Annotated in this window: 16 protein-coding genes; 14 read left to right on the forward strand and 2 right to left on the reverse strand. The window is 44.2% G+C overall.

Annotation, left to right across the window (positions count from 1 at the left end; genetic code table 11):
* The first annotated feature begins 116 nt into the window (after window positions 1-116).
* Window positions 117-3,638 (forward strand): DNA polymerase III subunit alpha, encoded by a 3,522-nt coding sequence (gene dnaE / locus G337_RS0111985; protein WP_051303199.1) that lies wholly within the window; start codon window positions 117-119, stop codon window positions 3,636-3,638.
* A gap of 20 nt (window positions 3,639-3,658) precedes the next feature.
* Window positions 3,659-5,026 (forward strand): tRNA lysidine(34) synthetase TilS, encoded by a 1,368-nt coding sequence (gene tilS, locus G337_RS0111990; protein WP_028864100.1) that lies wholly within the window; start codon window positions 3,659-3,661, stop codon window positions 5,024-5,026.
* Here tilS and G337_RS0111995 read toward each other — a convergent pair.
* The gene (locus G337_RS0111995; protein WP_028864101.1) at window positions 5,006-5,899 is read right to left on the reverse strand and encodes a GGDEF domain-containing protein; all 894 of its coding nucleotides are present in this window, start codon (window positions 5,897-5,899) and stop codon (window positions 5,006-5,008) included. The two genes, tilS and G337_RS0111995, sit on opposite strands and share 21 nt — an antisense overlap.
* Window positions 5,900-6,236: 337 nt before the next feature.
* Between G337_RS0111995 and G337_RS0112000 the strand changes: the two genes are divergently transcribed.
* From G337_RS0112000 to G337_RS0112050, 11 genes are all read left to right on the forward strand, one after another.
* On the forward strand, window positions 6,237-8,201 hold the full coding sequence (locus tag G337_RS0112000; protein WP_028864102.1) for a monovalent cation:proton antiporter family protein: 1,965 nt from the start codon (window positions 6,237-6,239) through the stop codon (window positions 8,199-8,201).
* Window positions 8,202-8,349: 148 nt separating this feature from the next.
* Window positions 8,350-9,609: an esterase FrsA gene (gene frsA / locus G337_RS0112005; RefSeq protein ID WP_028864103.1), complete on the forward strand. Its 1,260-nt coding sequence runs from the start codon at window positions 8,350-8,352 to the stop codon at window positions 9,607-9,609.
* Between the two features lie 46 nt (window positions 9,610-9,655).
* Window positions 9,656-10,048, forward strand: a complete 393-nt coding sequence (gene crl / locus G337_RS0112010) for a sigma factor-binding protein Crl (RefSeq protein ID WP_028864104.1) — start codon at window positions 9,656-9,658, stop codon at window positions 10,046-10,048.
* Window positions 10,049-10,192: 144 nt separating this feature from the next.
* Window positions 10,193-11,302: a glutamate 5-kinase gene (gene proB / locus G337_RS0112015; RefSeq protein WP_051303201.1), complete on the forward strand. Its 1,110-nt coding sequence runs from the start codon at window positions 10,193-10,195 to the stop codon at window positions 11,300-11,302.
* Between the two features lie 86 nt (window positions 11,303-11,388).
* Window positions 11,389-12,636 (forward strand): glutamate-5-semialdehyde dehydrogenase, encoded by a 1,248-nt coding sequence (locus G337_RS0112020; protein ID WP_028864106.1) that lies wholly within the window; start codon window positions 11,389-11,391, stop codon window positions 12,634-12,636.
* 256 nt (window positions 12,637-12,892) lie between these two features.
* Window positions 12,893-13,342 (forward strand): prepilin-type N-terminal cleavage/methylation domain-containing protein, encoded by a 450-nt coding sequence (locus G337_RS0112025; protein ID WP_028864107.1) that lies wholly within the window; start codon window positions 12,893-12,895, stop codon window positions 13,340-13,342.
* A 284-nt stretch (window positions 13,343-13,626) separates the two neighbouring features.
* A complete protein-coding gene (locus tag G337_RS0112030) occupies window positions 13,627-14,136 on the forward strand; it encodes a pilus assembly FimT family protein (protein WP_051303203.1) in 510 nt (169 codons plus the stop codon).
* Complete coding sequence (locus G337_RS0112035; RefSeq protein WP_028864109.1) at window positions 14,126-14,737, forward strand: type IV pilus modification PilV family protein; 612 nt, start codon at window positions 14,126-14,128, stop codon at window positions 14,735-14,737. Before G337_RS0112030 ends, G337_RS0112035 begins: the two co-directional genes overlap by 11 nt.
* Window positions 14,737-15,474, forward strand: a complete 738-nt coding sequence (locus G337_RS0112040; protein ID WP_028864110.1) for a prepilin-type N-terminal cleavage/methylation domain-containing protein — start codon at window positions 14,737-14,739, stop codon at window positions 15,472-15,474. The genes G337_RS0112035 and G337_RS0112040 overlap by 1 nt, the downstream gene beginning before the upstream one ends.
* A gap of 1 nt (window position 15,475) precedes the next feature.
* Window positions 15,476-15,898 carry a hypothetical protein gene (locus G337_RS0112045; RefSeq protein WP_051303205.1) on the forward strand — a complete coding sequence of 141 codons (423 nt, stop codon included), beginning with the start codon at window positions 15,476-15,478 and terminating at the stop codon, window positions 15,896-15,898.
* Window positions 15,895-19,041 (forward strand): DUF6701 domain-containing protein, encoded by a 3,147-nt coding sequence (locus G337_RS0112050; RefSeq protein WP_028864112.1) that lies wholly within the window; start codon window positions 15,895-15,897, stop codon window positions 19,039-19,041. Before G337_RS0112045 ends, G337_RS0112050 begins: the two co-directional genes overlap by 4 nt.
* Window positions 19,042-19,098: 57 nt before the next feature.
* Here the strand turns inward: G337_RS0112050 and xseA are convergent, their stop codons facing one another.
* Entirely contained in the window at window positions 19,099-20,427 is a 1,329-nt protein-coding gene (gene xseA, locus G337_RS0112055; RefSeq protein WP_028864113.1) for an exodeoxyribonuclease VII large subunit, read from the reverse strand.
* Window positions 20,428-20,625: 198 nt separating this feature from the next.
* On the opposite strand from xseA, the gene guaB reads away from it, so the two are divergent.
* Complete coding sequence (gene guaB, locus G337_RS0112060) at window positions 20,626-22,092, forward strand: IMP dehydrogenase (RefSeq protein ID WP_028864114.1); 1,467 nt, start codon at window positions 20,626-20,628, stop codon at window positions 22,090-22,092.
* Window positions 22,093-22,165: the final 73 nt, after the last annotated feature.

The raw sequence follows: 22,165 nt of genomic DNA on the forward strand, positions 1-22,165 counted from the left end.
CAGTTGAAATAACAGCGCATTTCGACGCTTTATAAAAGTAAAACGTTATTCCTGAATAGCATAAAAGTTTTAAACCAGTAAAAAGCACTTGGCTTGTTAAAAAAGTAGATAACCTTATGTCTGAATCTGAGCACTCTGTTGTTGATAATCAACCGCCTAAATTTATTCACCTGCGTGTGCATAGTGATTTTTCCATGGTGGATGGTTTAACCAAAATAAAACCGCTAGTTGCTAAAACCGCTTCTATGAAGATGCCGGCGCTGGCAATTACCGATCAGACCAATTTCTGCGGACTGGTTAAATTTTACGGAGCTGCCCACGGTGCGGGTATTAAACCGATAGTGGGTGCTGACTTCTGGGTTCAGAGTGAACTGCTTGATGATGAGCAGTTTCGCTTAACCGCGCTGGCAATGGATAATGACGGTTATAAAAACGTCACTGAATTAATCTCCAAAGCTTATCTGCGCGGCCATGTCGGCGGCCGTGCGGTTATCGATCAGGACTGGCTGATTGAGCATAATAAAGGCGTGCTGCTGCTTTCCGGGGCAAAAGACGGTGACCTGGGCCGTATGCTGTTAAAGGGCAATGATGAGGCAGCTGAACAAATAACAGCGTTTTACCAGAAGCATTTTCCGCAGCGTTATTATCTCGAATTGATTCGTACTAACCGTGTTAATGAAGAAGATTACCTGCATCTGGCGCTTGCCTGGTCGGAGAAGTATGCACTTCCTGTGGTGGCGACTAATGAGGTGGTTTTTGCTGATCAGGAACTCTTTGACGCCCATGATATTCGCGTATGTATCAACCAGGGCTATACGCTGGGTGATGACCGCCGACCCAAAGACTACAGTCCGGAGCAGTATCTGCGCAGTGAACAGGAGATGTGTGAGCTTTTTTCAGATATCCCTGAAGCACTTGAAAACAGTGTCGAGATAGCTAAACGCTGTAATGTGATCCTGCGTTTAGGCGAGTACTTCCTGCCGGACTTTCCGACCGGGGATCTGTCGATCAACGATTACTTCTGTGACGTTTCCCGAAAAGGTTTAGAAGAGCGTTTAGAATTCTTATTTGATAAAAACTCTCCTGATTTTGCTGAAATCCGTAAACCCTATGATGAGCGTCTGCAGGTTGAATTAGACGTTATCAATACTATGGGATTCCCAGGCTACTTCTTGATCGTAATGGAGTTTATTCAGTGGAGCAAGGACAACAATATTCCGGTCGGCCCCGGTCGTGGTTCCGGTGCCGGTTCTCTAGTTGCCTATGCACAGAAAATCACCGATCTGGATCCGCTGGAATTTGAGCTGCTGTTCGAACGATTTTTGAACCCGGAACGTGTCTCGATGCCCGATTTTGATATCGATTTCTGTATGGACAGGCGTGACGAAGTAATCGATCACGTAGCTGAACTCTACGGGCGTGATGCGGTTTCGCAGATTATTACTTTCGGTACCATGGCGGCTAAAGCGGTAATTCGCGATGTCGGCCGTGTACTTGGCCATGCTTACGGTTTTGTTGACGGGATTTCTAAACTGGTGCCGCCGACACCGGGCATGACCCTGACTAAAGCCTTCGAAGAAGAACCGCGCCTGCAGGAACGTTATGACGGCAGCGAAGAGGTACGCGCATTAATCGATATGTGCCGTACCCTGGAAGGTACGATTCGTAACGCGGGTAAACACGCCGGTGGTGTCGTTATCTCGCCGACCACTATTACCGATTTTGCACCGCTTTATTGCGATGATGAAGGCCATAATCCGGTTACGCAGTTTGATAAAAATGATGTAGAAACCGCCGGTCTGGTGAAATTCGATTTCCTGGGTTTGCGTACATTAACTATCGTGCAGTGGGCGCTAGATATGGCTAACGCGCATAAAAAAATGCGTGGTGAAGAGCCTATTTACATTGAAAAAATAGATCTGGCTGAACCGGCCTGCTTTGACCTGTTAAAACGCTATGAAACCACCGCGGTATTCCAGTTAGAGTCGCGCGGTATGAAGGATCTGATCCGCCGTCTGCAGCCCGACTGTTTTGAAGATATGATCGCACTGGTTGCATTGTTCCGCCCCGGGCCGTTAGGCTCAGGCATGGTAGATAACTTTATCGAACGTAAACACGGACGTGAAGCGGTTTCCTACCCCGATGAAAAATGGCAGCATGAGTCATTAAAAGATATTTTATCACCGACTTACGGCATCATCCTGTATCAGGAACAGGTAATGCAGATCGCCCAGGTTCTGTCGGGTTATACCCTGGGCGGCGCCGATATGCTGCGTCGTGCTATGGGTAAGAAAAAACCCGAAGAGATGGCTAAGCAGCGTGCCACCTTTGAAGAGGGGGCTATTGCTAACGGCATCGACGGCGAACTGGCGATGAAGATCTTCGATCTGGTAGAAAAATTCGCCGGTTATGGTTTTAACAAATCTCACTCAGCGGCTTACGCATTAGTTTCTTATCAGACACTGTGGATGAAAACTTTTTATCCCTCCTATTTTATGGCCGCGGTTATGTCTGCGGATATGGATAATACGGAAAAAATCGTTGTTCTGGTGGCTGAATGTCAAAGCATGGGTTTAGAGCTTGGTCCTCCGGATGTCAATGAAGGTTTGTTTAAATTCAACGTGGATCCGGATCTGCGTATTGTTTACGGCATCGGCGCGGTTAAAGGGGTTGGTGAAGGTCCTGTTGATGCGATTATCGAAGCACGTGAGGCGGGCGGCAAGTTTAAGGATCTCTTTGATTTCTGTAACCGTATTGATCTGAAGCGCTGTAATAAACGTATCTTAGAAAAACTTATTTTAGCCGGCGCATTAGATAAATTAGGACCGCATCGGGCTGCTTTAATGGAAACTCTGCCGGGAGCACTGCAGTCTGCTGTACAGCATAAAAAAGCAGAAGCATTCGGACAGAGTGATCTGTTTGGCGTGTTAACCACTGACAGTGAAGAGATTGCTGATAAATTTGCCTGTGTAGCGGAGTGGCCGGAAAAACAGTGGTTAGCAGGTGAGAAGGAGACCCTGGGTTTATACCTGACCGGGCATCCTATCAATCAGTATGAAGCGCATGTGCGTGCATTCCACTGTACTAAACTGATTAATCTGGTTGCTAACCGCCGCGGTCAGAACAGCCGCGTGGCCGGTTTAATTCTGAGTATGCGTGTGATGGTAACCAAGTCGGGCAAACGTATGGGCATTATCACCCTGGATGATAAAAGTGCGCGTATGGATATTACCGTATTTGCGGATCTGCTGGATCAGTATGAAGAGCTGCTGGTTACCGATAATGTGCTGATACTGCAGGGGCAGGTAAGTGAAGACTACTTTAACGGCGGCCTGAAAATGAACGCCCGGGAGGTGATGAGCATTGATCAGGCGCGTGAACGTTTTGCTTCGAAATTACGTTTGAAAATAAATGCAGACTTTATCGGCCCGGATTTCCAGAGCGAGTTACACCAGGCTCTGCAGCCTGCGATCGGCGGCTTATGCCCGGTGTTTATTGAATATACCAATAAGCAGGCGCAGACCGAGCTTACCCTAGGGCGCCAGTGGGCAATAACACCGACAGATGATCTGCTGTTTGCTCTGGGACGTCTGCTTGGTGAAGAAAATGTTACTCTGCATTTTGACCATGTTAATTAACCCAAAGCGGATTTAAATAGATGACCGACAGTGATTTACTGGCTCCTTTTTCCAGGCAGTTAAATACATTAGCAGTGATGCAGGAACAAACAGAGTTTAATATTGCCTTAAGCGGCGGTTTAGATTCTGTTGTACTGCTGCATCTGTTTGCCCGGCTGCGTGATAGAGATAAAAAACTGTCGCTCTGCGCACATCATGTCAATCATGGTTTAAGCGCTAATGCTGAGTCCTGGACGCTTTTCTGCCGGGATTTATGTGAAGAGCTGGGTATTCAGTTTATTGTCTCGCATGTCAGTTTATTAAAAAAAAGCCGTACCAGCCTTGAAGCTCTGGCAAGAGAAAAACGTTATTTATGCTTAACAGCAGAGCTCTCTGAAAAGTCGTATTTAGTAACAGCCCATCATCAGGATGATCAGCTGGAAACCGTTTTACTTGCATTAAAGCGCGGTTCTGGTACTACCGGCCTGCAGGGGATCCTCAGCAGGCAGAAACTAACCTGCGGACACTTGATCCGGCCGTTATTAAATTTCTCGCGCCAGCAGCTTGAGTCCTATGCGCGGGATTTTCAGTTAAACTGGATTGAAGATGAAAGTAACAGCGATCAGGTGTTTGACCGTAATTTTATTCGTCATAGTATTACGCCGTTATTAAAAGAGCGCTGGCCGGCTATTACTAAAACCGCGGCACGTACAGCCGGACTTTGTCAGGAGCAGCAGGTCTTATTAGATGAAATCGGCGCAATCGATTTTCAACATTGCAGTAGTGCTTTGTTAAATCAACAGGTTGTAGATATAAGCCGTTTAAAAGAGTTAAGCACCGCACGTCGTAATAATGTTCTGCGCTACTGGTTTAAAGAAAGCAGCTATAGTTACCCGTCATCTAAGCAGCTGCTGACGATCTGGCAGGATATTGTTCTGGCTGCTGAGGATGCCTTGCCCGCTATGCAGTTTAAGGGCTACTCGGTGCGACGTTATCGCGGGCACCTGTATTTAGTTAAAGATCTGCCGGCACTGTCTGTACATGAGCCACCGAAAGTCTGGTCTGGTGAGCCGCGGCTAAGCCTGCTGGACGGACGGGTTAACTTACAGTTTAATATTGTTAGAGATAAGGCTGATAACGGCGAGGTCCTTTGTTTTAAGCGCGGTGCAGAAATTGCCGTCTATTTTCGTCAGCAGCTGCCTGCAAAACTGAGCTGCAGACCGGCCGGGCGCAGCGGTTCGCGCACTGTTAAAAAGCTCCTGCATGAGTATCATGTACCGCCCTGGTTACGTGATTTTGTCCCTTTTATTATGATTAACGGCAAACTGATGTCAGCCGTAGGTTTATGGTTGTGCAGCCCTGAGCCGCCTGGAAATACAGATTCCTGCTTAACGGTTAGCTTTGCTTAAAGCTTTATTCTGATAAAGTTTCTGGTCTGCCTGAGAAAACAGCTCATTGACACTTTTACCCATTTCCCAGTGACTGAAACCGATGCTGGTGGAAAACTGCAGTTCAGTTAAAAATGTATTGGCGCCGATTTCTTGAGACAAGCGGCTGATAACTTTATTAACTGAGCACTGTTCACCGGGCTGCAGAATAACCGCAAATTCATCGCCGCCTAAACGAAACACCATATCCGATGTACGCACGCTTTTTGTCAATAATCCGGCAAAAGTCTGCAGTACCTTGTCACCTTGTAAATGCCCGTAGGTATCATTGATAAGCTTAAAACCATTGATGTCTAAGACCATTAAAGATAAGCCCTGCTGGTTGCGGCTGCTTTGTTCAATTGCCCGGTTTAAACTTTCATCGTAATAGGCACGGTTGCCGATATTGGTAAGATGATCTTTGAGCACCATGGAATTTAATTCAGAGAATTTTAATGCATGCCTCAAACTGGGAACCAGCAGGTTGTGCAGTTCAGTTAATAGTTTATTTTCCGGTACAGAAAGCGGTTTATCACTCTGGTAGGTTATTGAGCCTATTCGTGCACTGGTTGAGGGTAAAGACAGGTTATAACTTTTGCTGTAATACGCCTTAGTGTCACTTTTTGAACTGAAAAAACCATGCGCAGACTGGAAACTGATATTCAAGGGGCGGACAAATTTTGCCGTTATAGAGGCAAAACTGTTCATCATGGTTTTTAAGTCCAATGATTCATGCAGCAGTTCGAGAACGGTTAATTTATTTTCAGGCGTTAAGACAGAGTCGTTAGAAAACACCGTAAACACGTTGGTGCTGATAGGAAATGCCCCAACTTCTGCTTGTGTGATTGTTTCCATATAAATACCTCTCTCTCTGACAAAAATAATGCTTACCAAATATTAAAAGCACAATCTATGCCATAACTCCAAAATGTAGTTGATCTTTTATTTATCATGCTTTGCCGAGGATTAGCTATGCTTAAAGTAATGCTTTTTATCTGGTTAAATTTGAATAGATAACTGATTAATTTATTTGCCTTTTTTAAATCTTACTGGCAGAAATATTTATTAAATAAAAATTATTAGGTGCAGATCTAATGATATTTCACTGTTTGTGTTCTTTTTTTGAAAATGATCGATGACATTTAAATGGCGTTATTTGGCAGTTTTTGTCAATTAGGAGGTCTTTAGGCTAGTGCTAAGCGATCTGTTATTACTATTATCTTTTGCCATTATCAGTGTGATTGTATTTCGGCGGGTTCGCTTGTCGAATATTGTTGCCTATTTGTTTACTGGGTTTGTGCTCGGCCCCTCCCTGCTTAATTTTCTAGATTCATACCATGAGATAGAACTGGTTGCGGAGTTCGGCATTGTATTTTTAATGTTTTCACTGGGACTGGAGTTTTCATTAAACAAGCTGATTGAAATGCGCCGCTCGGTTTTTGGTGTCGGCGCCCTGCAGGTAATTGCCTCATTTTTTATGTTTTTCTTTATCAGCCACTTGTTTGCTATGAGCTGGCAGCAGTCGTTTGCTGTTGCCGGTGTCTTAACCATGTCGTCAACGGCAATTATCGTTAAGGTGCTGGGAGATCAGCAGCGTCTGCATTCTAAAACGGGGAAACTGGCAGTTGCTATTCTGCTCTTTCAGGATCTTGCTGTTGTCCCTTTTTTGATTGTTATCCCGATTATTGCCGTGCCCGCCCAGGAAGGCGCAGTTCTGATGCCTTTGTCGATTGCTTTTGTAAAAGGCGCATTTGCAGTGGCAGTGCTGCTGTCTATCGGGCGCTGGTTACTGCCGCGTTTTTTTGATGAGATGGGGCGGGTCAGGTTTGATGAGGTTTTTATTTTATCGACTCTGTTTGTTACTTTACTGGCAGCCTGGTTTACCCAGCTACTGGGGTTGTCAATGGCATTAGGCGCTTTCCTGGCGGGCATGATGCTGGCAGAAAGTCACTACCGCCATCAGCTTTCTGCTGATATTCGTCCTTTTAAGGATATTCTGATGGCGATGTTTTTTATCTCCATAGGCACTCTGTTACAGTTTCATATACTAAGGGATAACCTTAGTACGCTGTTTTTAATTGTGGCCGGTGTGATGCTGGCAAAAACACTCACCATTATGCTGGCTGTTTTGTTGATGAAAGGGAGGCTGGCAACGGCGCTGAGTGTGGGCATTGCGCTGGCGCAGATGGGGGAATTCGGCTTTATCCTGGTTGCCTTAGCCAGCAAGTATCACCTGCTGGATGCACAGTTAGCATCGCTGCTTATAGCTACCGGTGTGATCAGCATGTCGGTTACTCCGGTTCTGGTTAAATACAGTCAGAATATCAGCCGTGAGGTATTACATCACTCTGAAAAAGTATTTCGTTTTCAAAAGACACTGCCCGGACAGTTTCATGAGCACACCATAATCTGTGGTTACGGACGTGTCGGACAGATTCTTTCCCGCTTTTTAAGAAGCGAATCTCTACCGTTTATTGTTTTAGACCGGGATCCTATGCGTGTTAAAGAGGCACGGGAGGGCGGTGAGATGATTGAATTTGGTGACGCCAGCCGCCGTGAAATCCTGCTGGTTGCCGGTATTGAAAAAGCCAGGCTGCTGATTATCACTTTTGATGATCTGCAGCGTTCGCTGACTTTATTGGAACAGATCCGTTCGGTTAACCCCAATGTTAAAGTACTGGTGCGTACAAAAAATGATAACGGCTTAGATATGTTAAAGGATGCCGGCGCAACGGAAGTTATCCCGGAAGTTTTGGAAGGAAGCCTGATGCTGGTCGCGCATGTGCTTTATTTATCCGGGGTACCGCGCCGCCGCATTCTGCACCGTCTGGACTGTGAACGTAAAACTAAGTATCAGCACCTGCATGGTTTTTATTATGGAGAGAACAGCCAGACAGAAAAAAATGCCTGGCATATAGAGCAGCTGCATGCGGTTACTCTGACCGAAAATGCCGAAGTAGTCGGTAGTTATGTTAACCAGTTTCACCTTGCTGACATTATTATTAAATCGCTGCACCGCCGCGGGGGAGAAGAGGTGGTGATATCGGCTGAAGTACGCTTTAAAGCTGGTGATGTGATCCTGCTGCAGGGGGAAAAAAGTGACCTTATACAGGCGGAGAAAATATTACTTAGGAAGCCGCACCAGGAATCTCTTTAAGTCAGCCGGCTGAAAGCGCTAAGCTGCAAATATTGAGCTGGCTAAAAAGAATGCTTGAAAAGCAGTGCGAAATAACGCCAATAATTGCTGTTCTTTTATATTCTCGGTAATCTATAGGGCTAATTGGTTAACTTTTAATGAGCAGCTTATGTCTGAAAATTTATCTAAAACGCTTTTTGCCCATAAATTTCATGTGCAGGAGACCTCGACACTTATTCCCAATTCTTCATCCAAAAAAAATCATAAGCAGGATAACGTTATTATGGATGGTGAAGAGCAGGACGGCTGGTATCGTTTATTAAAATTTATGCTCTGGTCATGGCAGGGATTAGATCTTATCGACTGTTATGATGTGCTTTCGCATATTTCAGTTTCAAAAAATAAGCGCAGTGATGAAGAAGTTTTAGATACGGTGATCGGCTTTCGTCCGGGAAACTGGAGCTATGAGTGGACGCAGAAAGGCATGTTTTATCAGAAGCAGGGTAATGAGTTTGCTAAAGAGGGCGATAAAGAGAAAGCTAAAGAAGCTTATTATACTGCTTCGCAGTTTTACAGCGTGGCCAGTTATCCGCATCTCAAAGGCGATGAATTAAGCATTCAGGCACAAGTTTTAGCTTTTAATAATTACCGGGAAGCATTTAAATACAATGATAATGCGCTGTTAAAAGAGATAAAAGTCCCCTTCAAAGGTAAGCAGATCAGCTGTTTTTTACATCTGCCGCATACTGAAACAATTCTGCCCGTGGTTATTGTCAGCGGTGGTCTGGATACGCTGCAGTGTGACTTATTCCGCCTCTTCGAAAAAGAACTCGCACCTGCAGGTATTGCTATGTTAACGGTTGATCTGCCCGGTATCGGTTTTTCATCGCAGATAAAACTTGAGCAGGATTCCTCTAACCTGCACCAGGCGATTATTCATTATTTAAAAGATGTGCCCTGGGTAGATCATGATCGTATCTCATTAATGGGCATGCGTTTCGGCGGCAATATTGCTACTCGTTTAGCTTTTTTAGAGCCTAAAAGCGTAAAATCAGTTGTCTGTGTCGGGGCTGCTGTCGGCAGTGTTTTTGATAAGTTAGATAATTATAAAAAGCTGCCGCCTATGCTGCTGGACTGCATCGCATCACGTATGCAGATTAATAACTCCAGTGTTGATATCCTATATCAGTACTGCGTACCCTTTTCATTAAAAAAACAAGGCCTGCTGGCACGTATGCGTATTAATACGCCGCTGCTGAGTATTGGTCATAAAAATGATATTCTCTGCAATGAGCAGGATTTAAAATTAATTGCTCATGCCAGCCGTGAAGGGGAATCGCACATTATTGATAAACCTCCCATTTTTGAATCATATTTAAACTCTTTAAGTTATTCTGCTCAATGGTTAACAAGACATCTGGCAGAGTGAGTGTTAAATTAACTTTTACTATCCCTTGGCATCAGGAATAAAAATTATGACTTCAGCTGTTAAAAATGGTCCGTCTCGCGGCCGGTTGTTTAAATTGTTCACCGATTTAGGTCCCTATTTTCGTAAATTGCAGTCAACTGAATCTTCCTTCTACTTTGACTGTTTAGAAATTTGTGTTGATGCAGAAAAAGAACCGGAAGAGAGGGAGTTTTACGGCTGGTGGCTGGTGGTGACCGAAAAAGAAACTTGTTTTGATTATGAACGCTTTAACGGTCGTTATAATTTAGAAGGGGACTGGGTGGTAGAAAGTCTTTCTAAAAAAGAGCAACAGCAGCTGGATCATTCTTTTGAGCTGTTTATTGACCGTTTACAAACATTGATTGATACAGAGACCGAAAAAACATTCTGCGAATTACAAACGGAATTAACTGAAGTCTAAAGACATCAAACCCTGAAAGGTGTTTTTACTTAATTTCATTGAATCAATAATGATATACTGAAAACAGTAACGAAAATTTCGTTACTGTTTTTTTATGGGCTTTTAAAAATTTGCCGCCAAAGCAAACTGTAAATGAGATTAAGCATGAAAACCAATAATAAGACAATTGTAGTCAAATTAGGCACCAGTGTACTCACCAGCGGTACAGCAAAATTAGATCGTGCCCACATGGTTGAGCTGGTACGCCAGTGCGCATATCTGCATAGTCAGGGGCATCATATTATCGTGGTGACATCGGGGGCGATTGCCGCCGGCAAAGAGCATTTAAATAAACCTGATATCGAACCCACTATTGCAAATAAGCAGATGTTAGCAGCTGTCGGGCAGGGACAGCTGGTCAGAGAGTGGGAAAATCTTTTCAAAATATACGGGCTGCATGTCGGGCAGATGTTATTAACACGCGCGGACCTTGATGATCGGGTACGTTTTCTAAATGCTCGAGATACACTTAATACCCTGTTAAAGCACCGCATTATCCCCCTTATCAATGAAAATGACGCAGTAGCAACCAGTGAAATCAAAGTCGGAGATAATGATAACCTCTCGGCATTGGTGGGATTACTTGCAGATGCAGATCAGTTACTGTTATTAACCGATCAGGTTGGTTTGTTTACCGCCGATCCGCGCAGCAACCCTGATGCGCGGCTGATCCCTGAAATTGAGCAGATTACCCATGAAATTCATGCCTTAGCCGGCGGCAGTGTCGGCGGTTTAGGAACGGGCGGCATGGCGACTAAAATTGAGTCTGCCAGTGTTGCTCACCGTGCAGGCATTGAAGTGGTTATTGCTTCAGGCCATAAAAAGAATGTTATTATTGATGCGGCTGCAGATAAAGCGGTTGGCACACGTTTTATTTCCGAGAATAGTCCTTTAGAAGCCCGTAAAAACTGGATTTTTGCAGGGTCTCGAGTTGCAGGTACAATCGTAGTTGATGACGGCGCCGCCAAAGCGATTGTTAATTCCGGTAGCAGTTTATTAGCTAAAGGTATTACCGGCACTATGGATACTTTTGTGCGCGGTTCGATTGTTGTGATTAACAATCAGGCCGGCAAAGGATTAGCACGCGGGGTTGTGCGTTATAAAAGTATTGATATTGAAAAAATTAAAGGGCTGCACTCAGAACAGATTGAATCCTGTTTAGGTTTTGAGCACGGGCGCGTTGTTATTCATCGTGATGATTTAGTATTGTTGTAAAATATTTTAATTTCTATGCGCAGTATGGGTGGCGGTTTTCTCTCTTATGTTGTGTATGAACATGCATCTTAATAAAGGAAAAGTTAATGGATTTACAAGCAATCGGAAAGCTGGCAAAAGAAGCAGGTTATGAACTTGCCGTTACTGACAGCAATAAAAAGAATGAAGCATTAGAGACCATCGCGCAGGCCTTAGAAGCAAACCAGGCTGAGATTATTGAAGCGAATAAACAGGATATCCAGGCGGGTATCGAGTCCGGATTAACGGATGCATTATTAGACCGTTTATTACTGGATGAGGCGCGTTTAGCCGGTATTATCGGTGATCTGCGCAGTGTTATCAGTCTAGCCGATCCGGTTGGTGAAGAGTTTGACAGCAAACTGCTGGAAAACGGTCTGAAACTAAGCAAACGTCGTGTTCCCGTTGGTGTACTCGGCGTGATTTACGAAGCCCGTCCGAATGTCACTATTGATATTGCCGCACTGAGTTTGAAAACGGGTAACGCCTGCATTTTACGCGGTGGTAAAGAGACAATCCGCTCTAATATGGTATTAGTTAAAATCATCCAGGGGGCGCTAAAGCAGGCGGGTTTACCAACTACAGCCGTACAGTATATTGAAAGTACAGATCGTGCTTTGGTTGGTGAGCTGCTTAAAATGGATCAGTATGTGGATATGATTATTCCACGCGGTAATTCCGGTCTGCAGCAGTTTTGTAAAGAAAACAGCACTATTCCTGTGATTATCGGCGGCATCGGCATCTGTCATCTATATGCTGAAAAAACAGCTGATTTTGCTAAAGCGATTGCGATTATTGAAAATGCGAAAGTACAGCGTCCGTCGGTTTGTAATGCGCTGGATACCCTGCTGGTTGATGAAAGTATTGCACCGGAATTTTTAGCGAAATTAGCCGAGCATTTATTACCGTTAGGCGTAACCCTAGTTGCTGAGCCGAAAGCCAAAGCGATTTTAGGTGATAAAGCGCAGGCCGCCGAGCCGGGAGATTTCTCCCGTGAATGGTTATCACTGAACCTGGGGGTTAAAGTGGTACAGGGTTTGCATGAAGCATTAGGGCATATTCGCGAGCACAGCTCAGAGCATTCTGACGGTATTTTGACCAATGATTTCAGCATTGCTAATAAATTTATCAATGCAGTGAATTCAGCTGCTGTGTACGTTAATGCCAGCACCCGCTTTACCGACGGCAGTCAGTTTGGTTTGGGTGCAGAGGTTGCCGTTTCCACTCAGAAGCTGCATGCGCGCGGCCCGATGGGACTGCAGGAGTTAACTACCTATAAATGGATTGGTATTGGTGAAAACCTGCTTAGATCTTAAGCGTAAATAAAATAAGATCTTAAGTGTAAATCAAATATTTATGATATATGCTGCGGGTCTTTTTTTTTCTTTTGGGTTGATGCTAGAGTTATTTGTAGTTGATGTGTTTATTGTCGGATCACTAAATTAGCAATGCGCTGTAAATCTATTACATGCTGCCGTTCAAACTTCTGTTCGGTAGTGATATTTTTTTAAGCGTAAATCTTATTATGTGCTTATATTAAAATACATTTTAAAAATATAGGGTCTTTTTATAATGAAAAAACAATCTGGTTTTACGCTAATTGAATTAGTGATAGTAATTATTATCTTAGGTATTTTAGCTGCTACAGCTGTACCGAAATTTGTCGACCTGCAGGGCGATGCCCGTGAAGCAGCTATGAAAGGTATGAAAGGTGCATTAGAAGGCGCCGCTACTTTAGTTTATTCACAATCAGCAATTGCTGGTCAAGAAAAATCTCCAGCTACTACATCTACTTCTACCTCTGGATTAAATATTGTGTATGGTTATCCGAAGGCAACAAGCGCTGATTTATCATTAGTAATGGAGCTAGACTCAGCTGACTGGACGATTACCGGCACAGGTCCTGCGTATATTACTGCCGCAGGTGCAACATCAGGCGCGAGCAGTACGTGTAAGGTGACTTATACAGATGCGACCAGTGTTGCCCGTCCAACAATCGAGGTTGATAATACTACCTGTTAATTATTGCCTCGTTCCCATGCTTTGCGTGGTAATGAATAGTACTTTAAATCCCGCGTATATCGCGGGATTTTTTTACCTGAAAAATGATTATCCCCGATAATAATCAAAATCACCAATCAGCTTTGCTGAGTTCAATATTTCAGCTGTTTAGTTACTCACTATCATTTGTACGCAGAAAGAACTGCGACGCAGATAAAAAGCGTAAGACATCTTTAATAAAAAGCACCTAAGTTTAAAAACAGGGTTATAATTTAAAGCTTACAATACAAACAGATGGATATTAAATGTCACGTGGTTTTGCTCAAAATCTCAAATCTAAACAACAGGCCTTTACTTTGATTGAGCTGGTGATCGTGATTATTGTACTTGGAGTATTAGCCGCGGTTGCTGTGCCTAAGTTTGTCAATAAATCAGGTTTTGAAGATTATACCGTCCAGGATCAGCTGATTGCTCGTTTACGTCTGGTGCAGCTGCAGGGCATGAATGCCGATCCGGATGCAGGCGCGGTTGAAAATGCCTGCTACTGGCTGGTGGTTAAATCGACCTGTTTTTATCATGAACATACAGTTAAAACTGCCGGCGGCTGTGCGCCTCCCTCTGCCCCTAATGTATGCGCTAGCGATGATTACAACCAGTATAATGCTGTCAGCTACCCTAGTGGTATGCTGACAGCTGGTAATTATCGATTTGATCTGCAGGGGAAACTGATTTCCGGAACCAGCCCGATTTTGATTAATGGTGATAATAATTTAAAGGTAAAAATTGAAACAGAGGGGTATATTCATGAGCAGTAAGGTTGTGGTTAAAGGCTTTACGCTCGTTGAACTGGTGGTCGGGATCGTGGTGCTGGCAATAGCCATGATGGTAATGAATACCATGATGATTTCGCAAAGCAAAGACTCTCTGGAGCCGCTTTACCGCTTACGGGCTTCGCAGCTTGGGCAGAGCATTATGGAGAATATTTTATCGCGCTCCTTTGATCACAACTCGGATCATAACGGCGCCCGTTACCGCTGCGGTGAAATATGGGGAGATGCCGGTTTATGGTATGACGGCAGCAGCTGGCAGACAACAGGCACGCCGACAAAAGTAGCCTGCTCGACAGTTTACGGCATCGATGCCGGTGAAACGGCAGGAGAACATCAGGATTTTAATGATGTGGATGATTTTATCACCGACGGTTTTGTGAATGCAGTAACTTATGGTGATGCGCTGGGTAATAATTTAGCGGATCAGTATAAGAACTACTGGGTACAAATTGCAGTGACTGCGGATGATTCTATGCTGGCTGTTGATGGGCTGCCTGCTGCCGAGCAGATGAAACGCATTGATGTGACTATCCGGACGCCGAGTGATGAACAGATACTCTTCTCTGCATTTAAGGGGAATTATTAATGAATTCTCTTAAGTCTGTTAAATCAATGGCGCACAAAGGTTTTACCTTAATCGAGCTGGTGATTGTGATCATTATTTTATCGGTATTAGGTATTGCAACCAGTAATTATATTGTCAGCGGTGTGGATATTTATACGGATATCGCAGAGCGTGATAACTCTCTAAACAGTGTGCGTTTTGTGATGGAGCGCCTGCGCCGCGAAGTCTCAAGCGCTTTGCCGAATAGTGCACTGGTAACCTCTGGCGGGCAGTGTCTAACCTTTACTCCAATTGCCGCCAGCTCAACATATGCGAGTGATTTTCCGATAAGCCCCCTAAGTGCAGGTGTCGCAACTATCGCACCAATGTCCATCAATTTCAGTAGTGCCAGTGCCGCTGTATATCTGTTATCTCAAAGCGAATTAAGCAGCAGTAAGGTTCGGGCTGTAAGCAGCTATACAGCAGGGCAAAGCACCTTAAGTTTTACTGAAGATGTCAGTTTTCCCCTAGGCTCTCCGGCAAAACGTATCTATATTATTCAAAATAATATCAGCTATTATTTTACTGCTGATGGCAGTTTACGCCGTGGAAGCGGGTGTTCGGATGGTGTTTTGATGGCAGAGAATATTAAAGGCAGTTTTACGGCAAGTGGAGCCTCATTGCTGCGCAGCAGCTTAGTGAAAGTCACTTTTACCTTAGATTTCGATGGACAGGAGGTGCCAGTTGAACAAACAGTGCATATCAATAATGTCCCATAGAATGAAAATAGCGAATTTAAAGAAACAGTCCGGCAGTGCTATTGTGGTCGCTGTCTTTGTGATCCTTGTTATCTCATTGTTAGGAGCCAGTTTAGTGTCACTGCAGCGGGACAGCGCCGAAGGTGCTGGTTATGAAGTATATGCGGCCCGTGCTTATCTATCGGCATATTCAGCAAGCGAAACGGCATTGGTGCAGTTATTTCCACTTAATGCTTCTACGGAGTCTAGCTGCGCCGCTGTCACTACTCCAACACTACCCGGCGATAATGCCGGATTTCACGGATGCACTGTTAATGTCACTTGTACCTCAACGCCGGCCTCTGCCGGATTCGCAACCCGCTATAGAGTTATCAGTACGGCAACATGTGAAAACAGTCAAATCAATACCCGCCGTCAAATTACCGTAGAGGCGTCTAATTTATGAAACCTGTTTGTTCTTTTTTCTTTTGGTTTTTAATCGTTTTTATGCCGAAAGTCTGGGCTGCTTGTGAGCCTCCCGCTGATCTGGCTGATTATACCGTTATCAATGGTAACCACGTCTTAATTTTTGCTAACGACTCCAGCAGCCCCGGTATATATGTTGACGGTAATGTGACTCTGGTCGGCTCTATCTTTACCGGTAATATTTACGCCACGGGAAATATTTCTCTGCAGTTATTTTCTTTGGTTAACGGAGCTGTTTACGCAGAAGGTTCGGTCTCAAAGATTCTGTTCAGCAGTGTGACAGGAGAAGAATGTGATGGTGTCCCCCCGCCTGCCGCCTCGTATTGTGACAACCCGCCCGATGTCAGCGGTTATATTTTTCATGGGGGAGATTTAACTGTTGGCAGCGGAACGACTTTAACTGGAGATCATTATGTCACTGGTAATCTTACACTTGCAGGAACCACAGGTAACAGTACAACTGAATTAAACGGCAATGTTTATGTGCAGGGCAATGCTCTACTAAATAAAAAATCTTATGTGTCCGGTGATGCTTATGTGGTTGGAACTCTTAATACAGATAATCAGGGCAATACAATTATTAACGGCGATCTTTGTGAAGGAGGTGATCCGATAGATCCGCCAGATATCCCTGAATGTGATAAATCCCTATGGGAGCATGTAAATACACAACAATGTAATGGTGATTTTGTTGTGCATGGATCTTCATCAGCCAGCTGTAATGGAGCTGCATATACTGACTGGTCTGTCCCTTTGAAAGTAAGCGGCTCAGTTTTAATTGAAGCCGCGGGTATTAATAACTTGAATATATTAGCCGTCGGTGCAGTACTGGTGAAGTCAGGCGGAAAATCTACGGGTCGTTTATATTCAGATACAAGTGTAACAGTTGAAGATGGTGCCGAGGTGGCCGCTGGACTGATATGTGTAAGTCCAGATCCTGGTGATGATTATATTTTTGAGATTATCACTTTGCCTGATGCGCTGACCTGTGAGCCGCATTCAGTGACAATACAAGTTAAAAATAGTGACGGTTCCACGGCAGTTGACTATACAGGGCTTATCACCTTAAGTACAAGCCCTGCATTAGGCAGCTGGAGTAAAATTAATGCATCGGGAACATTAACAGACAGCGGTAATGTAGATGGTCAAGCCGCTTATCAGTTTGTCAGCACAGATAACGGGGTTATTGAACTGGGTTTATTTAATAATGTCGCCAGTGGTTTAACGGTTCTGGCGGCCGGCGGTGCAGTAAGTTCGAACCCTGCATCCATTAGTTTTAGAGTTTATCAGCTAAAAAGTGTGCTTAGCTGTGTCAGTAATGACGCTGCAAACTGTTTTACCGTTGCTAATCGACCATTTTCGATGAGTTTAAGCGCCGTGGGTAAAGATCAAACAACGGATGCCTGTAAAGTGATTGAGGAGTATACAGGTGTTCAGCAGTTAAAGTTCTGGTCGAGTTATTTAAATCCAGTTTCAGCTGCTGGATTAAATGTTGAAGTTAATCAAACTGCGATTGAAAACAATGCTGCGGATGCCTCGGAGCAAAGTATTACTTTTTTAAATGGAGTGGCGACGGTCTCTGTTAATTATCCTGATGCAGGGCAGATTCAAATTCATGCGCGGGATGATCAAGGCATCGGCGCGCCGCCTGCGGATCCTGGTCAAGGTGATGAATTACAAGGCAGCGCGATTGCAGTTGTTAATCCTTTAAAATTAACTATCAGCAAGGCAACTAAGCATTTTCGTAATCTTGCCGCCGGCAGGGGTATTTCAGAGCAGGGCTGGATCCGCGCAAGTGTACCTGATTATTCTAATAACCCGTTAGAGGTTGATACATTTGATGTAACTGTGAAAGCTATTATAGATTGTACAAGTTCAGGAGTAGCTGCAAATTGTGGAGATACGACTGGTGATGATATCTATATTGAGGCGCCAAGCTTTGTAAATAGTATAAACCTTGAAAGTTCGCTTATCTCCCCTGCAGGCGGCAGGCTGGGCAATATTGCTTATGATAATAACAACCCCAAGGAAGATGCATTACCCTTAGAGGTAGAAATGAGCGGCGGAAAGTTTATCTATTCTGATTTAGCTTATGATGAAGTGGGGACTTTAGGTTTGCAGGCTACCAGTAGTAACTATCTTGCTATTACTGGTAATAATATTGCTGCTTCTGATATAAAAGTAACAAAGCGTTTTTTCCCAGATTATCTGGCTTACGGTGCCTATAGCCTAACTCCTGCCTGTAATAATGATTTTACTTACCTTGGGCAGCAGGAAGCTGTTTTTAATTATACAATGCAGGCTTATTTCCAGGGAGCCAGTCCTGGAGTTACTGAAAATTATGATCATAGTATTGGTTATCCAGTGGCAGAAAAAGCTAATTTCTCACATTATGCTTATGATCAAACATCACCTGCTGCCGTAGATTTAACCAGTCGTTTATTAGCAGGTGATTATTACCAGGAATCAGGCTGGGATGAAGGGAAATATACGATAAGTGAGCTGATGGGGATAAATAAAGACAGTTCCCCAGACGGGCCTTATTTCAGTTCAGATAATGCTGTTAACTACTTTATTAAATTAAATGGTAATGATGGGGAGAAAGTTCAAACTGACAGTGCAACAAGCTGTGATGATGACAAGTGTGTAATAGGCAGCTTAGGTGATTTAGCTTACGGCCGTTTACAGGCGGGCAATGGTTACGGCAGTGAATTTCAGCCGGTTCGTACTAATGTTGAAGCTGCTTATTATAACGGAACGGTTTTTGTGCCTATGACTCGTGATGTCTGCACTACTGTCTCTATGGCACAGGTAAGCACAAACCCTGTTAAAAATGGAGCAGATGAAATCACTGTTGGGACAGGTAAAACTAAATTAGAAATTTTAAACAGCCCGCTGATTGGTGGAAAAAGTTATTTTGATTTTTCTGCACCAAAGGATCGTGGAAAATTAGATTACTTTATCGATATACACACGGTTGCCCCTTGGTTATTAGATGGTGATAATGCCGTTGCTTGTCCAGGTGCTGCTGGTACTGAAAAAGAGTGTATATTTGGTGAGGTTTCATTTGGACTGTTCCGAGGAAACGATAGAATTATCTACCGCCTGCAGACGTTTGAATAAAGTATTTGTGTGACAAATTTGAAGGCGTATGTTGGAACGCCTTCAAGCTTTTCTGCCTTAAAGCACCAGCGCTTTAATCTCACCTTTATCTACACGGATACTTATCTGCTGGTCACTTTTGACTGTAGAGGCGTCGGTTACAACCCTGCCTTTTTTATCTTTTACAATTGCATAACCGCGTGCCAGCGTTGCCAGCGGGCTGACCGCATTTAACTGCGCTATATTGCTGTGCAGATCTGTTTCACTCTGCTTAAGTTTGTTTAACATTGCGCTTTGTAAACGGCTTTTAAGCTGAGTTTGTTTCTGCTGCTCAACATTAATGGTCTGCGCCGGGCTATGCTGCATTAAACTGCTGTGAAGCTGCTGCACATAATTACTCTGCTGATTTAGCTTCCTGGTCACTGCATGCTGCAGGCGCAGTGATAATTCATCCAGCTGCAGGCTCTGCTGCTGCAGTTTATGCTTAGGATCGTGCTGCAGCAGTTTCTGCTTTAACAGATTCTGCTGATGTGCTTTTAACTGCAGGTCTGCTGACATTGCCTGCTTGAGGCGGTTTGATAATGCCGCTAACTGTGTTTCCACAAAAGCTTTATTCTGGCTGACCAGTTCAGCAGCCGCAGATGGAGTAGCTGCGCGGATATCGGCAACAAAATCACTGATAGTGACATCAATTTCATGGCCCACCGCACTGATAACCGGTAGTTGACTGTTAAAAACAGCATAAGCAACAACAGCTTCATTAAAGCACCACAGATCTTCTAATGAACCGCCTCCGCGTCCGACAATCAGTAAATCACATTCATTACGTGCATTGGCTAACTGGATCTGCGCCGCAACGGACTCGGCACTGCCGGCACCCTGAACCTGACTCGGGTAGATAATTACCTGTAAGCGCGGATCGCGGCGTTTTAATACACTTAAAATATCGTGCAGGGCTGCGCCGGTTGATGAGGTGATAATGCCGATTCGTTTGATAATCTGCGGTAACGGTTTTTTATTACTTTCAGAAAACAGGCCTTCAGCGGCCAGCTGACATTTTAATGCTTCAAACTGCTGTTTTAACAGACCGTCACCTTCGGGGGCCATACTTTCAACAATCAGCTGATAATCACCGCGTGCTTCATAAAGGCTTAGTTTTGCGCGTACCAGCACCTGTTGACCATGTTTCGGGGTAAAACCAGATCGTCGGTTATTACCTTTAAACATAGCGCAGCGTACCTGAGCACTGTGATCTTTTAGAGTGAAATACCAGTGCCCGGACACTGCTATGGTTAAGTTGGAAATTTCCCCTGATAACCATACGACGCCGAGACCTGTTTCTAAAAGTGATTTAGCCGCGCGGTTAAGGCTGCTGACGCTGTAGATATTCTTATTTTGTGAGATCATTATCGTTTATCGCAATTTATTAGCAGTGAAAATTGAGCTGGATCTTAGCATTATTTGTAAATTGATAAAAAGATATGCTTAACAGATGAATTTTTAATTGTAGTTGTGTCACAGAAGGATTAAAATCCCTCCGCAATATCATACCCAAGTAATTTGGGTATACTGAAAAATCCTCCCAACTATAAGTGAGATATTGCAATGCTACGAATTGCCAAAGATGCATTAACATTTGATGATGTATTACTAGTGCCAAGTCATTCGACTGTACTTCCAAATACCGCGGACTTAACAACCCAGCTAACTCCAACAATATCATTAAATATTCCAGTTGTTTCTGCAGCTATGGACACTGTTACAGAAGCGCGTTTTGCTATCGCTTTAGCGCAGGAAGGCGGCGTAGGTTTTATCCATAAAAACATGTCTATTGAGATGCAGGCTGAACAAGTACGTTTAGTAAAAATCCATGAAAGCGGCGTAGTTGCAGATCCTGTGACCGTTTCTCCGCAGACAACTTTAGGTCAGATTATAGAGCTGACAGAAAAGCATGGTTTTGCCGGTTACCCGGTTGTTGAAACTTCCGGTGAACTAGTTGGTATTATCACAGGTCGTGACGTTTTATTTGAAACTGATTTAAGTAAACCTGTTTCTGCTTTAATGACCGGCAAAGCAGAGCTTGTTACAGCTAAACCAGATACGCCGCGTGATGAAATCGAAGCATTAATGCATGCAAAACGTATTGAGAAAGTATTATTAACCGATGATAACTTTAAACTTAAAGGCATGATCACGGTTAAAGATTTCCGTAAAGCCGAGCGTAAACCAAATGCATGTAAAGATGAATTAGGCCGCTTACGTGTAGGTGCTGCTGTAGGCGCCGGCGCAGGTAACGAAGAGCGTATCGACGCTTTAGTTGAAGCGGGTGTTGACGTACTGTTAATCGACTCTTCACACGGTCACTCTCAAGGTGTATTAGATCGTATTAAAGCAACTCGTGCCAGTTATCCGGATCTGCAGATTGTCGGCGGTAATGTTGCAACGGGTGAAGGTGCTAAAGCGTTAGCAGCTGCCGGCTGCAGTGCTGTTAAAGTTGGTATCGGCCCGGGTTCTATCTGTACTACACGTATCGTTACCGGTGTTGGTGTGCCGCAGATTACTGCTATCTCTGATGCGGTTGCCGCGCTTGAAGGCACAGGTATTCCGGTTATCGCTGACGGCGGTATTCGCTTCTCCGGTGATATCGCTAAAGCATTAGCTGCCGGCGCGTCATGTGTCATGATGGGCAGCATGTTTGCCGGTACTGAAGAATCTCCAGGCGAAATTATTTTATACCAGGGCCGTTCATACAAGTCTTACCGCGGAATGGGGTCCCTTGCAGCTATGTCTTCGGGTTCATCGGATCGTTACTTCCAGTCTGATAATGCCGCCGATAAATTAGTACCTGAAGGTATTGAGGGCCGTGTTGCTTATAAAGGTAAAGTGAAAGAGATCGTCCATCAGCAGATGGGCGGCGTGCGTTCATCAATGGGTTTAACGGGTTGTGCAACAATCCACGAGATGAACACTAAAGCAATGTTTGTAAAAATTACCAGTGCAGGTATGGGTGAAAGTCACGTGCATGACGTTGCAATCACTAAGGAAGCACCTAACTACCGTTCCGGCGGCTAGTCTTTATGGTTGAAATCAGCTGTTGATTAGAGTCGGCAGCTGGTTTATCCAGGTTGTAATAAAACAACTTAAT

The organism is Psychromonas aquimarina ATCC BAA-1526 (assembly GCF_000428725.1).
Classification (GTDB): Bacteria; Pseudomonadota; Gammaproteobacteria; order Enterobacterales; family Psychromonadaceae; genus Psychromonas; species Psychromonas aquimarina.